This window comes from uncultured Campylobacter sp. (assembly GCF_938045775.1).
In the GTDB taxonomy this organism is placed as follows: Bacteria; Campylobacterota; Campylobacteria; order Campylobacterales; family Campylobacteraceae; genus Campylobacter_B.
In genome coordinates this window covers 19,644-34,759 of sequence record NZ_CALIBH010000126.1, presented here as the reverse complement: position 1 = coordinate 34,759, position 15,116 = coordinate 19,644, and the positions used below count along the sequence as shown (strand labels likewise).

Sequence of the window (15,116 nt, the reverse complement as noted above, 5' to 3'; positions counted from 1 at the left end):
CGTCCCAAATTTCAGAAATTTGAACGTCGAGCTTGTTGATGATCTCGATGCTCTTGCGAATTTCATTGTCGGTCATATCACGGCGAAGTCCGCCCATAATGACATTGCCGTAGGTCTTGCGACCTCCGGTTACGAGCTGAGCTAACTCCATGGAGTATTCGCGCACCCTAAAGATATGCATAAAGGCGTTGTAGTTACCCGTTACCTCGCAGGCTAGACCGATATTTAAAAGATGGCTGTGAAGGCGCTCGATCTCAAGGCAGATGACGCGGATAGCTTGCGCACGAAGCGGAATTTCAAGCTTGATGGCTTTCTCTGCTGCTTCAATACACGCAATCGCGTGAGCGTAGCCGCAAATTCCGCAGACGCGCTCTGCTAAATAGCCCATCTGATCGTAATTCATTCGGTTTTCAGCTAGTTTCTCCATACCGCGGTGTTGATAAAACAAGCGGTAGTCCGCATCAATAATCTCATCGCCGTCGCAAAATAGTCTAAAGTGTCCCGGCTCATCGCTCGTTACGTGAAGAGGTCCAAGCGGAACATCCACTACGCCGTCGCCGCTAGGAAATAAAAACTCTGCATTAGGCTCGTCTTTATGATCTACAGGATCGGGCCTATAGCGATAGTCCATCGCGTCTTTGCGAAGCGGATGAAGTCCATCCGGCCAATCGTCGCTTAACACCAAACGACGTTTATCAGGCAAGCCTTCGGCGATTAAACCAAACATGTCGAAAGCTTCTCTTTCGTACCATACGCAAGCAGGCACCAAAGGAGTAACCGACGGGAATGTAGGATCCGATCCAGGAATTAGCGTCCTAACGGTGATGAAGCATTTATCCTCTGCGGCAAAATCCTCCGCTTCGGTCATTTTGCCACCTTCCATAGATATCGCATAGTAAAGCGCGAAATTTCCGTTTAGCTCGCGCTCATCGTTAGGGATCATCGTGCTGATAAAACCACCGATGTCATAATATAGCGTCTTAACCGCAAGCGGTAGATCATTTCTATCCACTAAAACGGTGATTTGATCCTCGGCTTGGCGGGTAACTTCTAAAACCTTGACTTTGGTCTTTAAAATTTCTATAAATTTATCGCCTCTCATTTTTAACCTCTCATCATTATTCTAACGCCGTTTTCGACGAGCATCCAAAAATCGCCTACGTGCCATACGCCGAAAATTATCACTAAAGCGCAAAGCAAGATTAGCGGTAAATTTTCAAACAAGCTCATCTCTTTAGCATAAACCACTTCACCTTTAGGCGTACCGAAGCTCGCTAGATTAAAGTGCGCGAAGTCCGCGATGAAAATAATTACGAGCGCGATCGCAAATAATGCTACGGCTATGTATTGACCGCTGGCTATCGCGCCTTTGAAAACGTTAAATTCGCTTACAAAGATCGCAAACGCAGGAACGCCTACGAGCGAGCAAACCGCAGCACCAAACATTATCGTAGTAAGCGGAGCGATTTTTACCATACCGCCCATTCTAGTCATATCTTTGTGACCATAAATTCTAGCGATATTACCGGTAGAGCAGAATGCAAGAGCCTTGGTAAAGCTGTGAGCCAAGCAGTGAAAGATCGCGGCAAGCAAGCCGAAATATCCGCCGATACCTAGCGCAAATGCAATAACACCCATATGAACGACCGAGTGGTAAGCAAACATCCTCTTTACGTCGTGCTGACGAACGAGGAAAATTCCTGCTATAAATAGCGTGATCGTACCGGAAATTAACATCACGGATTGAACGAAGTCAAAGCCTACAGCTTGAGCTGTGATAGCGTAATATCTAAATATCGCTAGCATCGCACATTTTAAAAGCACACCCGAAAGTAGTGCCGAAATCGGAGCCGGACCTTCTGCGTGAACGTCAGGAAGCCAAGTGTGAGTAGGAGCAAGTCCTGCTTTGGTTCCAAAACCGATTAGAGCGAATATAAAAATAAGCTTAGCGGCATCGCCGTTTAAATTTTTGGCATTATCCATAATGCTTGTCCAAAGCATCGAAGCCTCGCCGTCGCCTGTGATTTTGAATGTAGCCGCATATAGTAAAACGGTAGCATAAAGCGCGAATGCTAAGCCGATCGAGCAGATGACGATATATTTGTAACCGCTCTCGGTAGATTTTTTATCTTTGTGAATAGCGACCAAAAATACCGATGCTAACGTAGTAGCCTCTACCGCAGCCCACATAAATGCGACGTTGTTGCATATAACGCTAAGCGTCATCGTAAAAACGAAAACGTGGCAGAGCGCATAGTATTTTCTAAGATCGCTAAGATCCAGATGGCCGCCTTGTATCTCCCATTTCATATAGGTGGTGGAGTATAGATTTACCAAAAAGCCCGTTACGGCGATTAGCACTAAAAATACGCAACCTAGGCTATCTAGGAATAGGAATTTATCGTATGCATAAAACGCCTCGGCATTGCCGCTTAGAAGCTTGCCTACGTTACAGAGTAGTCCTGCGGATGTAACCCCAGAAATCAAAACGTGTAACGTGCTTAGGAGCTTGAAATTCTTAGGGCATAAGAATAATATCAGCGCTCCGAGCAACGGAAAAATTAATATAAAAGCTAAACTATTCATCATTAACCCCTTAAATTCGAAGCTTTAGACGTATCAAGTCCGTCATAAGCTTTGTAAAATCTAACCGCCAAAACGCTCATAATAATAACCGCAAAGATCGCGTCGGTTAAAATTCCAAGCTCGACTAGCTCATGAGAGTTGTAAGCCATAAGCGCAAGGCTTAGGTGGATGCCGTTTTCAAAGAGGCAGTAGGCTAGAATTTGCTTGATGAAAGAATTTCTTAGCATGAAGCCGAAAATTCCCATCATAAATACGGTTACCGCCGCTATTAGAACGATTCTTTCTTGAATAAGAGAGAATTTAAGCAAGATCGGATTGATTGTCATCGCAATCGCTAGCGAAAATCCCATCGCAATAACGGGGCTTACGAAAAAGCCGCCTACCGGCTCATCCTCGCTGATCACATCCAGCTTTTTAACTAGCCAAAATAAAATTCCTGGCACGAAAATAACCTTCGTAAAAAACGCCACTATCGCCCAAATTCTAAGCTGCGGCGCATTAAAGTTAGAATACAGCATAAAAAATATGCTTACCAAAAGTAGCGTCTGAATCGCGTAAATTCCGATCGAAAGCTTTAAATTTCTAAGTCCGAATACCGCAAGTGACGTTACGATCATACAAATTGCTAAAATATCGATACTATTCATCTTAAAATCCTACTACGTAAAGCGTTAATGCCGCAAAAGCGATGGCAAGAGCACCGCATGAAATTTTGCGCATGCTCGAAGTCATTCTAAAGCGCGGTCCAAAGTTGTCGATGAAAACGGCTGCTACGTAAAATACGCCAGTTTTTAGCACAAAGATTATGATCGCTAAAAGCGGATTGCTAAAATTCCACGGCTCAAATATCGTTAGGAATAATCCGATCATCGCAAATTGCTTCAAAATAAGCGCCGCTTGCACTAAGCCTAGATCGCTGCCTGCATATTCGCCAAGTAGACCTTCTTGAAGCTCTTGCTCGGCTTCGGCAAGATCAAATGGCTTTCTGCCGGTCTCGACATACATACACCATAAAAACGCAATCGAGGCGACGGCAAAGCTTGGAATTTGATAGCCGATCTGACCGCTACGTACCATCTGCTGGATCTCAACTAAATTTGAAGTTCCCGCAGCCATCATTACTACAATTAGGCACATCATCATAACAGGCTCGACAAAAACGGCAAGCATCTGCTCGCGTCCACCGCCGGTTGCGGCAAACGGGTTACCGCTGTCTATCGAAGCCGCACCGAATACAAAGCGCAAAAGCGCGCCTAGATATAGGATAACGAAAATATCCGAATACGCTCCGAAAAGGGTATCTTTGCTGTATGTAATAGGAATAGCCGCCAAAATCGCCGCCGAAGTAGCGAAAAGGAAAAACGGCGCCCATCTAAATACCCAGTGGCTGCACGCAGGAACGGTCCTGCCGCGCTTAAAAAGCTTAATAATATCGCGGTAAGTCTGGAAAAAATCGCTTCCTTGTTTCGACTGAAGCTTGGCTCGAAGTTTTCTAGCCATACCGTCGAAGAGTGGAGCGACTAGGACGATAACCGCGACTTGAAATATCATTAAAAATATAGTTTGTATAGTCTGCATCTCAAACCTCCTAGATCAAGAAATATCCGACGCCCAGTATCGCGCAAAGATAGATTAGGATGTAAAGCGTATATAAATTTGCATAGCCGCTTTGAATAATTCCTATCTTATCGGCGATCTTCTTACTCCAATCGATTACCGGTTGATAAATCATCGTCCACCAAATGTCTTGTGGGTGGTTGTGATACTCGATCGGTCCGAAGTAGCCGTTTTGCTCTATTCTGCGTTTATGACCTCTAAATAACCAGTCCATAATCTTTCTTAAATCGCCGGTAAAAGGACCGCCGGTCATCTGCATGCGAGGGCTATATTTAAAGCCGCATGCCCAAGGATCGGTTTCACGAGGTTTGTCGCGATTTGCTTTCATAACCGCTAGGATGATAAACGGAAGCAGCATTGTAGAGCACAAAATCACTGCAATAAGAGGAGTTGAGACGATACTTCCCAAAGGCGAAGTGATTGACGAAGCGCCTAGGCTTGCGGCATATCCGCTATTGGAAGTGATAGAATTTACCGCCTGCATGATGTAATCGACTATGAAGTGTGCGCCTACGCCAAATCCCACGCAGCCTATCATCAAAATGATCATTCCTAAAACCATTCCTAGTGGGCTTTCTTTTGCATTTTCCCAAATTTTTTCATCCCTTGGGGTTCCTGCGAAGATTACCGCATAAAGCTTAAGGTGCATACCGACCAAAACGCCGGTAAGTGCAAGAGCGACCACTGCTAAAGAGAAGGCGTATCTGATGAAAATTCCGCTTTCCTTAGCGCCTTGAAGCATTCCTTGATAGGTAAACCACTCTGAAACGAAGCCGTTTACCGGAGGAAGCGCTGCGATACCCATGATACCGATAAACATACCGACGGCAGTTAGAGGCATTTTTTTAGCTAGCCCTCCTAGCACGTCCATATTTTGCGTATGAGTAGCGTGGATTACAGAGCCCGCGCATAAGAATAGTAAGCCTTTGAATATTGCGTGATTTACTACGTGGTAGCAGCCTGCTAAAAATCCGACTGCGGCTAGCGTTACATTGCCTGCTGCGACGCCGTAAATTCCGGTGCCAAGACCCAGCAAGATAATGCCGATATTTTCAACCGAGTGGTACGCAAGAAGTGCTTTAAAGTCGTGCTGGCACAACGCGTATAAAACGCCAAAAAGCGAGCTAGCTGCTCCTAGGATCAAAACTGCAAGCCCAAAATAGATGCTTAGCGGCAAAAATAGCGTAAATTTAACAAGGGTAAAGAGCGCTACTTTAATCATAACGCCGCTCATTAGCGCAGAGACATTCGATGGAGCCGCAGGGTGAGCTTGCGGTAGCCAAACGTGAAAAGGCCACATTCCCGCTTTTGAACCGAAGCCGACCAAAAACAAGATGAATGCTGCTACAGAAGCGCCCATAGGCATATTTACTTTTCCCCACTCCGCAAATTCGAAGCTTCCTGCGTAGTTTGCAATGATAAGTAAGCCACAGGTAATACAAAATGCACCGATCTGCGCTATACCTAGATATACCATAACGGCTTTGAGCGTGCCTTTGCCATCGTTTACTATGATTAGAAATGACGAAATTAACGTCATAAGCTCCCATAAAACAGCGAAGCAAAATACATTATCCGCACTGATAACTAAAAGCATAGATAAGATGAAGGTATTAAATAAACATGCAAAAACGCCGATATTTGCCTTTCCGATATATTCCTCAGCGTAGCTCATGCCGTAAACGCTGCTTGCAAAGCCGATGAAAACGACTACGAAGCTGAAGAAATTTCCAAGCGGGCTTAAAGCAAATTTTGGCGCATATAAGAAAGTACCGCCCAAAACGAAGCTGTCGCTTACGCCCATATTGGCTACGAAATGACACATCGCATAAAAACAGCTGATGGCACCTAATCCAAATCCTACTTTAACGGCAGTTTTTGGAGCGCAGTATAAAAGAATACTAATTACTGCACTGACGATAAATAAAGTATAGACGCTTATCATTTTGCGCCTCCTTCTTTTTTGGCGACGCAACTGATTTCGCCGTTTAATACGTCTTTTGCAAAAGCATTAGCCGCATCGTAGTCTATCGCAAAGCCCAATTTATGCTTACCTTCTTTAGGATCTATCATAATGATAGCGCTGGTTGGGCAAACCTCGACGCATGCAGGACCGTTTTCGCGTCCGTTGCATAGATCGCATTTGATGGCGGTGCTTTTGGCGCCCGCTTGGCTTTCGATCTCGAGATAATACTTCGGCTCGACCGCATAATTTACTGACGGCATAAGCTCGGCATTCGAGCTGATCGCGCCATAAGGACAGGCGAGCGTACACATCTTGCATCCGATGCAAATTTCTTCGTGTAATTCGATATAGTTATTATCGAAGCGAAGCGCACCGGTAGGGCAGACATTTGCACATGGTCCGTCATCGCACTGCCTGCACTGCGTAGGCATAACGCCGTAAGCCTGTCTAAGCACGGTAAGTCGCGATTTAGCAAGCTTGCCGCGCTCGTAGGCACTTGAGTAACAGGCTGCCATGCACGTCGTGCAACCGATACATCGTTTGTAATCGCAGATTACAAATTTATGTTGTTTCATACCTTTCTCCTTGACTTAAGGAATTTTAAAAATTTTTTATTAAAAATTTTGGTGTAATTATATTTAAGTCCGTAAAAAAATTCCGTCATTTATCTGACGATATTTGGAATTTATTTGATAAATTTGCTTTCAAAGCTTAAATTTGAAAACTAATTTCTTTTTTAAACCAGTTCGTTGATTATTTGCTTTAAAAGTCTAGTATATCAGTATTAAAGTATATTTTAAAATTTAAATTACTACTTAAATTACCCCAACTTACTCCTAATTATAATTAAAAAAATTCTTTTAGCTTAAGACAAAATTTCAATTTTATTTTAGGTAAGAATTTATATAATTGTGCCGAAATTGCATATATGGTAATTTTGCATGTTTAGTATTTTCGAAAGGAGAAAATATGGCGAATAAAGGCAAGGTCATATGCCCTTATTGTGGCACAGGCTGTCAAATCGAGCTGACTGCGGAAGACAATTATATCAAATCCGCAACCGGCGTAAGCGACAACCCTGTAAATCAAGGTTGTTTATGTTTGAAAGGTTATTACGGATGGAATTACGTAGGCTCTAGAGATAGGCTTACTACTCCGCTAATTCGTAAAAAGAATGGCAAATTTAGTAAAGACGGCGATTTGGTCGAGGCTAGCTGGGACGAAGCGCTTGATTTGGTTGCTAAAAAGATGCTCGAAGTTAAAGAAAAATACGGCGCCGACGCGATAGCCGGAAACTATTCCGCACGCTGTACGCATGAGGATAACTACGTAGCGCAGAAGCTACTTAGAATTTTAGGTACGAATAATATCGATCACTGCGCGCGCATTTGACACGCTCCGACTGTGGCAGGTCTTGCCAAAACAATCGGTAACGGAGCGGCTACAAATAGCTTCACGGAGATCGGAACTCACAGTAACTGCATTATGATGATCGGCTCAAACCCGGAAAATGGTCACCCGATCGTAGCTATGCACGTTCAAAGAGCGTTAAATAGAGGCGCTAAACTCATCGTTATTGATCCGGTTAAGACGGAATTTGCAAATCGCGCAGATATCCACCTCCAGCTTGAGCCGGAGCACAATATCCCAGTCATCAACGCTTTAATCCATGCTATTATCGACGAGGATTTGGTAAATCACGAATTCGTTAATAAATACACCAAGGGTTTTGAATATGTAAAAGAGGCGGTTAAGGATTATTCGCCTGAAGCCGTAGCCAAATACACTAGGTTAAACGCTGAAGATATTAGAAAAGCAGCTAGAATTTACGCCACTACGCGACCTGCGGTTATCACGCACGGCATGGGTGTAACTCACTTCAACCACGGCGTGGGCGCAGTCTGCGACATTTCAAATTTAATGCTCGTAACGGGCAATGTGGGCGAGCTCGGAAGCGGCGATCTACCGATCCGTGGACAAGAAAACGTTCAAGGCTGCTGCGATATGGGAATGCTTCCTAACGTATTTACCGGCTATAAAGCTGTAACCGACGAAAATGCCCGTGATTGGTTTGAGCGCCAGTGGAATTTGCCGAAAGGTCACCTAAACGGCAAGATCGGCATTCATAAAACCGAAGTGCCTGACGCAATTCTTGATGGTAGGGTAAAATTCTTCTGGACGATGGGCGAAAACCCGGTTATGACCGATCCGAACGCAAACCACTTCTTGCGCGCGATTTCGCAGGTAGAAATGTATGTGATCCAAGATATTTTCTTAACCGAGACGAGCCGCAAAGCAGATGTTGTGCTTCCTGGAGCTTGCAGCGGCGAGAAGGAGGGCACTTATGCAAATGCAGAGCGCCGCGTACAGCATAGCGAGATTGTAGTTGCCCCTCCGGGACAAGCTAGACAAGACTGGGCTATCATCTGCGAGCTTGCCAGACGCTTAGGACTAGGGGATTATTTCACATTTCAATCTCCAGAGCAGATTTGGGAAGAGGTGCGCAGGGTAGCTCCGCACAACTACGGCGGAATGAGCTATTACCGCATCAAAAAATACCACGGACTTCACTGGCCGTGCCCTGATGAGAATTCTATGGGCGGACCTGCATTGTACCTTGATAAAAAATTCTTTACCCCGGACGGTAAAGGAAATTTCGTCCCAGTTCTATTTGTGGATGATAAGAGCAAGATCGAAAGCGCCAAAGAGGAATTCGCAAAGCGTATGAATATGCCGAAAGATTATCCTGTAATGGCGGGCTCCGTGGACGAGAAGACCGACGAGGAGTTCCCGATCCAGCTTCTAACTACGCGTAAAGTTTACGAGTATGCAGGAGGCGCGATGACTAGGCGCTCTAAGACCGTAGAGCAGGGCGGTGACGCGATAGGACCGATTGCGGAAATGAATCCGAAACTCGCCGAGAGATACGGAATTTCGCAGGGCGATTTCATCGTCGCGTGGAGCCGCTACGGCTATATCGCGATCAAGGCGGACATTACCGAGTGTATAATGGATGGTATCATTCAGATGTCTTATCACTACTGGGAGAGCTGCTGCAACGAGCTAACCAGCGGCGGCTGGGATCTCATCGCTAAAACGCCTACGTTTAAGGCAGCGATTCAGATCAAAAAGATCGACGAAGAGGAATTCTTGCGTATCCGCGAGCTTAAGCGCATTAAGTTTCAGACCAACAAGGTCGTTTACGACGACTTCCACCACCATCCGATTAAATTCTAAGAATTTAATCTTATCCGTAGATTCGGGGCTATGCTCCCGAATCTACTTTTTAACAATCAATTCAAATAATATGAAATTTTTAGCGATCTAGCCGTCTTGCGATATTTTAAAGATCAAAAATTTCAAGAATTCAATAAATTTCTCGATATTAATACGCTTTCTTTGCGTAGTTGCACTATTATTGATAAGAGGGTGTGAAATTTATCTGCTATTGCGTTAATAGATGCGGCTGCAGAAACTGGGCATTCGCGATTTATCAAATCCTAATAAATGTAGTCTCTATAAGAGCGGCGCAATGGAGTAAATTTTAAAGATAAGCATGATAATAAGGCTATTTTATCGCGACAAATCTTGCCAAATTACATTATTGATTAAATTTTAACGCGTGCAGGCTGATTTTATGCGAATTAGCCTATATTGTTGTCAAGAAATGCCATAATTTTAATAACACAAATGCAATTTTTGTGATTTTAATAGATGAATGTAAAAGACTCATAGGCTTTTTAAAGCACTAGACACGGCTTTTAGTCTTAATAGTTGCAAATGCCGATTTATAGCATAGTTGGAGTAGTTTCGCGCTCCGTCCGAAATCCATAAATTTTGATTTTAAAATTTTAGATTTAAAATTCCGAATTCCGCCGTGCTTGGAGCTCGGAATTTTTAGAATTTTGTTTTATCGCGTGTTTTTGGCGTTCTATTTTCACGCGGGAGTCGCTCGCTGCACTAGATAGATCGCGCTACTTGCGATGTTAAAGCTATTGCGCCAAAGCTGCTGCCTGCTTGCGGATGAGATTTATGAAACTAGGCTCTGATATTGAAGCTATTGCGCCAAAGCTGCTGCGGCAGAATTCCATTTACTTTATGCAAAGTAGTTAAAATTTCTGCCGCTTGTCGTGCCTGAGCTACTTATTGTGCCGGTCTGTTCGTCTCGCTTTAATTTTTATCGCTAGCAGCACCTACTTTACTTTGTCGCTCCTAAATTTTTGCCGTCCGTCGCGTTAGAATCGCTCGCAGCGCCGTGATTTTCGCTGCTTGCAGAATCTGAGCTTGTCGTACCGCTAGGGCTTGCGGAGATTGGATTTGCTATGCTTTCGCCCGCGATGCCACTTACGTTATTTATGTAGGCTACGGTGCTTATTTTGTTCCATTCTCTACCGATTTTCAAAAATGCGCGCTGGCTGTCTAGGATCTCTTTAAACATCGGATCTTTCGCCGCTTCCTCGTCTAAAATTTCATTCGTTGCTTTTTTAAGCGCGGCTATCACGTCTGCAGGGAAGTCGCGCACCTGCACATCCGGAAACTGCGCTTTTAGCTCCGCCCAAATGCGAGCGTTTTCGTAAAAGCCCTTATTTTGGAAGTTCTCTCCGGCAAGTCTTGCTGCAGCCTCTAAGATCGCTTGAAGATCCGCAGGCAGCTTCTCTAGCGCCTTTTGATTTACCAGCAGCTGGCAGTCTCCCATAGGCTCTTGCCAGCCTGTGTAGTAGTATTTAGCCACTTTGTGAAATCCAAGTGGCATATCATAGACAGGGCTTACCCACTCGACCGCATCGATCGTACCCATTTCTAACGCCATAAATAGCTCGCCCGTAGGTACCGTGTTTATAGTAGCACCCAGCTTGCTCATCACCTCTCCGCCTAGCCCCGGTATGCGGAATTTAAGCCCTTGCAGATCCGCGACCGAGTTGATCTCTTTTTTAAACCAGCCGCCCATTTGCATGCCGGTAGATCCCATCAAAAAGGTCTTCATGCCGTATTGTGCGAACATCTTATCATTAAGCTCTCGCCCACCACCATAGTAATACCACGCGTGCTGCTCATCAGTAGTCATACCGAAAGGCACCGCCGTCCAGAGCATAGTTTTGGCGTCTTTGCCTTTATAATAATAAAGCGAAGTATATCCTAGATCGTATTGACCGCTTTTGACGAAGTCGAATATGCCAAAGCTTGCCTTGTGCTTGCTCGGCGTATCGATGCGGATCTGAAGCCTGCCGCCACTAAGGCTTTCGGCATAGTTTTTAAAATCCTCGGCGGCAGCGCCCAAAACGGGCGTAGTTGCCTCCCACGTACTAGCAAGTCTTAGGCGATATACCTTATCGTCGCCGAAAAGTTGCGAGCCCAAAAGCATGAGACATGCAAACAAAAAAATCTTTTTCATTTATATCCTTTCATAAAGTTTTAAATTCATAAAATTTCAAAATTTAGTGCGCCGCCGGCTTAAAATTTAATCGCGTTCCGCGTTACTGCTACGAAATTCTGCTTCACGGTGTCTATTTTATCGACACGTTGCTTTCTATTCTATTTTACGACGCTTCATCTTATAAGCACTTTGCTTTGCAGACGTCTTATTTTGCGATATTTTGTTTCTAAGCGCTCCGCCCAAGCTTTTTTATTTTACAATGCCTGGCTTTGCGACGATAGAGCGCTGCGTTCGTTTTAATTTTGCCGCGTTCGGGCGTACTTACCTGCATCATATCTAGCGATAATATTTTATCAAGCGCGCTTTCTTAAAAGCTTCCAACGCGGATCTTTTTCTCTTAGAAATGACAAAAGTATCTTAAAATGCCATCTTTGCGCTTTTGCAGATAAAATTCTCCCTTCCTTTCAAAGCGAGCTTTGTCATTATCGGCAAGCCTGGATGCCACGCCATTTTTTGATCTTAGACGGCAGAATCGTGCTTTTAAATTTAAAATTCCGCAATCAGCGCACTCTTTGTACCGCATCGGCAAGCGGAGAGTGCGCCTTTATATTTGAATTTTGCGCCTTAGTCGAGCGCAAAATTCCGCGCGGAGTTTTGATGCAAATTCCGCACGAAGCCTAGATTAGAATTTTACGCAGAGCCGCCCCGCGTTGTCTAAAATTTTTTACAAAATTCCGTGTCACAAAATGCATTTAAAAATTTTAAATCTGCTATTGCGCGGAATTTCTTAGCGTAAATTCTAAGCCTTGAAATTTTGCTCTTGTTTGACAGCATAAAATTTTAAAACAAAATTCTACAGCCGTCATGCCTTAAAATTTTATTCGCAAAGCCTGCTTGCTAAATTTTAAAATTTTAAGCCTAAGTCCGCAAAATTCCGTATTTCGCGTTTTAGAAATTCTATTTCGCAAAATTTTATCTCGCGGATTTATCGCTCCATAAATTTCTGCGCTAAATGAAATTTTACTCCGCATAGTTTGCGCTTCGTAAAATTCTAGCTCGCGAAATTTTGCGAGCTAGCCCTTATTTTCAAATAACTCTGCGTGTTTGCCGCGCAAAAACTCCACCACGGCGATCACTTCGTCCGCGCCGCTAGCGTCCGAGTTCGCAAGCACTGTGTCGATATTTTCGATATACAGCTGCGCCGCATCGGCGAGCCGCTCGCGCTTCACGCCCGCATAAAGCAGCATCGCGTCAAGCAGGATATTAATCTCGTAGATGAGGTCCTGCTCGGCGATTTTTTCGTCATTATTTTTCATCTTCTTCCTTTGAAATTTGAGTTTTTTTCTCGATCAGATCCACGATTTGCGCCTTTACGGCTTCGTATGAGCTCGCGTCCTTAAAGCCCGCAAACATCCCGCCGCTCGCGTTTACATGCCCGCCGCCGCCGAGAAGCAGCTTTGCCATTTCGCTTACGTCGATCTTGCCGTCGGCGCGGAAGCTGAGCGTTTTTTTGCTCGTTACGTCGATGAAGAAATCAATATCGGGGTTTTGCGTCAAAAAGTCGTTGCCGATGACGCTTGCGTTGCCGATATTGTAGGTCAAAATGCCCTTTTTATCGAGATAGCTGATCCCAAAGCGCTGCTTTTGCGCGCTTAGACGGGCGACTACGAAATGCGAGACGAGATTGCTTAGCGTATCGTCGCGCTCGCTTTTAAAAAATTCTTTCTTTATGCCGTGCAGCGCGCTATCTAGCGCGATGTGAGCGTCTGGCTCGTCTTGAAATTTAAAGATTTTTTCCAGCAAGAAAAAGATATAATCCCTGCTCTCCCGCTCAAACATGATCTTATTGATCTCTTTCGCGCCTGAGACCATGCCGAGGCAGACTTTGCCGAGCTCAAACTCGCTCTGCTCTTTCAGCCAGATATCCACGGCGTTTACGACGCGCACGAGCTTATCCAGCCGCGTCTCGCCGCCGAACATCGCGCTGAAAAAATCATACGTTATCTTCGTGGCGCAGCGCGACGAGTCCAAGAAATACCACGGGAATTTCTTCGTGCACTCAAGTCCGCTTTGATGATGATCTAGAAGGATCACGCGGGCGTTGCGGCGCGCCAGTTCGCCGCTAAATTTCTCGCACTGCGCGGGCAGTAAATTTAGATCGGTGATTAAAACTAGGCTTTTTTCATCTGCGTCTGCGGCAAGCCGCTCATCAATGCGCTCGAGGATGAGCTCAAATTTTTCGTTTATCTCCTTGCCGTAGTTGGCGTTGAAAAATTCCACATCCGTCAAATAGTGCGCCGCGACGAACTGCGCGCCGTAGCCATCCAGATCGGTGTGGCTTAGGTGATATATTTTCATTTGCGCTCTTTGCCGATGATGTTTGCTAGCGTGATCGTATCCATATACTCATCGACCTTCTCCTGAAGTTCGCCGAACATTAGATTGACGCGGCACAGCGTACGACCGTTTGGGCAGGCGTCGATCCCCTCGGCGGTGCAGTCAAATACCGTCGCCTTGCGTTTTTCGGCGCTTTTGATGATCTCGCTTAGCGTGATCTCGTCCGCATTGCGCGCGAGTACAAAGCCGCCTTTGGCGCCTTTGAAGGAATTTAGAAGTCTCGCGCGAGCCAAATTTTGTAAAATTTTAGCCAAAAAACTGCGTGAAATTCCAAGCTCGCTAGATATCGAATCGACATCCATCGATTCCTCCTTACCCGCGATGCAGATCATTGAAAGCAGGGCGTATTCGCTTGCTTTTGTAAAAAGCATTTATTTTCTCCTTTGGTGTCAAAGCCTGCATTTTACACAAAGAAAGCAAAAATTTAGGTTAATTAAGTATAATCGCTTCCTATTTTACCGATCAGGAGGTCATCATGGCTTTAGACACGGCTCAAAAGGCACAGATAGTTGCGAAATTCGCTAGAAGAGAGAAAGATACGGGCTCTGCGGAGGTGCAAATCGCGCTTCTTACCGAGAGGATCACGCTTCTTACCACTCATTTGCAAGCAAATCCGAAAGATTTTTCATCTCGCTTAGGACTGCTAAAGCTAGTAGGTCAGCGCAAAAGAATGATGAAATATCTTAAAAACAAAGACTACGCAGTTTATTCCAAGCTCGTTAGCGAGTTAGGCTTAAGAGATAAATAATCCCCTTCGCTCGCGGCGGCATCTGCTTGCCTGCTGCGGTTTTATACACGGCGTCCGTCAAACGGCGGACGCTTTTTTTATGCCTGGAATTTCAGCGATTGCGGTTTTGAAATTCTAAAATGCAGTGTCGCCAAATTTTAACGTTTTAAAATTCATCCGTTCGCCATTCGCTTGTCCGCAACGCCTTGTCTTGACGCAACATTTCTCGCTTCGGCGAACGCCTTTGTCTCGATGTAATGCTTTTGCTTTGCCGCAACTTTCTTGCTTCCTGCTAGTGGCTTGCAAAATTTTGACATTTTAAATTACGCCTATCGTTTTATTTTCGCCATTTAAATTATCTGAATTCTTATCGCTTGAATTGCCGCTGTTATTGCCGTTCGGATCTAAATTTTTTGCTCGGGTTGTCTAGCTCGCTTTTAAAATTTAAG

The 15,116-nt window shown here is 44.8% G+C and carries 12 protein-coding genes; 2 read left to right on the top strand and 10 right to left on the bottom strand.

The window, feature by feature from the left end:
• The 6 genes from Q0238_RS04935 to Q0238_RS04910 all read right to left on the bottom strand — a co-directional run.
• A partial coding sequence (locus tag Q0238_RS04935) for an NADH-quinone oxidoreductase subunit C (protein WP_297943450.1) occupies positions 1-1,102 on the bottom strand: 1,102 nt, incomplete at its 3' end.
• A 2-nt stretch (positions 1,103-1,104) separates the two neighbouring features.
• Positions 1,105-2,586: a hydrogenase 4 subunit F gene (locus tag Q0238_RS04930; RefSeq protein ID WP_297943448.1), complete on the bottom strand. Its 1,482-nt coding sequence runs from the start codon at positions 2,584-2,586 to the stop codon at positions 1,105-1,107.
• Positions 2,587-2,588: 2 nt separating this feature from the next.
• Positions 2,589-3,233 (bottom strand): hydrogenase 4 membrane subunit, encoded by a 645-nt coding sequence (gene hyfE, locus Q0238_RS04925; RefSeq protein ID WP_297879995.1) that lies wholly within the window; start codon positions 3,231-3,233, stop codon positions 2,589-2,591.
• 1 nt (position 3,234) lies between these two features.
• Positions 3,235-4,164 (bottom strand): NADH-quinone oxidoreductase subunit H, encoded by a 930-nt coding sequence (locus Q0238_RS04920; RefSeq protein ID WP_005871895.1) that lies wholly within the window; start codon positions 4,162-4,164, stop codon positions 3,235-3,237.
• A gap of 10 nt (positions 4,165-4,174) precedes the next feature.
• Positions 4,175-6,148 carry a proton-conducting transporter membrane subunit gene (locus Q0238_RS04915; RefSeq protein ID WP_297943446.1) on the bottom strand — a complete coding sequence of 658 codons (1,974 nt, stop codon included), beginning with the start codon at positions 6,146-6,148 and terminating at the stop codon, positions 4,175-4,177.
• A complete protein-coding gene (locus Q0238_RS04910; protein WP_005871891.1) occupies positions 6,145-6,744 on the bottom strand; it encodes a 4Fe-4S dicluster domain-containing protein in 600 nt (199 codons plus the stop codon). The genes Q0238_RS04915 and Q0238_RS04910 overlap by 4 nt, the downstream gene beginning before the upstream one ends.
• Before the next feature lie 394 nt (positions 6,745-7,138).
• On the opposite strand from Q0238_RS04910, the gene Q0238_RS04905 reads away from it, so the two are divergent.
• Entirely contained in the window at positions 7,139-9,406 is a 2,268-nt protein-coding gene (locus tag Q0238_RS04905; RefSeq protein WP_297943444.1) for a molybdopterin-dependent oxidoreductase, read from the top strand.
• A 961-nt stretch (positions 9,407-10,367) separates the two neighbouring features.
• Here the strand turns inward: Q0238_RS04905 and dctP are convergent.
• The 4 genes from dctP to Q0238_RS04885 all read right to left on the bottom strand — a co-directional run bounded on the left by dctP (position 10,368) and on the right by Q0238_RS04885 (position 14,311).
• Positions 10,368-11,561: a TRAP transporter substrate-binding protein DctP gene (gene dctP, locus Q0238_RS04900; protein WP_297943442.1), complete on the bottom strand. Its 1,194-nt coding sequence runs from the start codon at positions 11,559-11,561 to the stop codon at positions 10,368-10,370.
• Positions 11,562-12,616: 1,055 nt separating this feature from the next.
• Positions 12,617-12,859 (bottom strand): hypothetical protein, encoded by a 243-nt coding sequence (locus Q0238_RS04895; protein ID WP_297901012.1) that lies wholly within the window; start codon positions 12,857-12,859, stop codon positions 12,617-12,619.
• Complete coding sequence (locus Q0238_RS04890) at positions 12,849-13,901, bottom strand: DHH family phosphoesterase (RefSeq protein ID WP_297943440.1); 1,053 nt, start codon at positions 13,899-13,901, stop codon at positions 12,849-12,851. The genes Q0238_RS04895 and Q0238_RS04890 overlap by 11 nt, the downstream gene beginning before the upstream one ends.
• Positions 13,898-14,311, bottom strand: coding sequence for an Rrf2 family transcriptional regulator (locus tag Q0238_RS04885; protein ID WP_297943438.1), 414 nt, complete (start codon positions 14,309-14,311; stop codon positions 13,898-13,900). Before Q0238_RS04885 ends, Q0238_RS04890 begins: the two co-directional genes overlap by 4 nt.
• 104 nt (positions 14,312-14,415) lie before the next feature.
• On the opposite strand from Q0238_RS04885, the gene rpsO reads away from it, so the two are divergent.
• A complete protein-coding gene (gene rpsO / locus Q0238_RS04880) occupies positions 14,416-14,688 on the top strand; it encodes a 30S ribosomal protein S15 (protein WP_297943436.1) in 273 nt (90 codons plus the stop codon).
• The last annotated feature ends 428 nt before the right edge of the window (positions 14,689-15,116 follow it).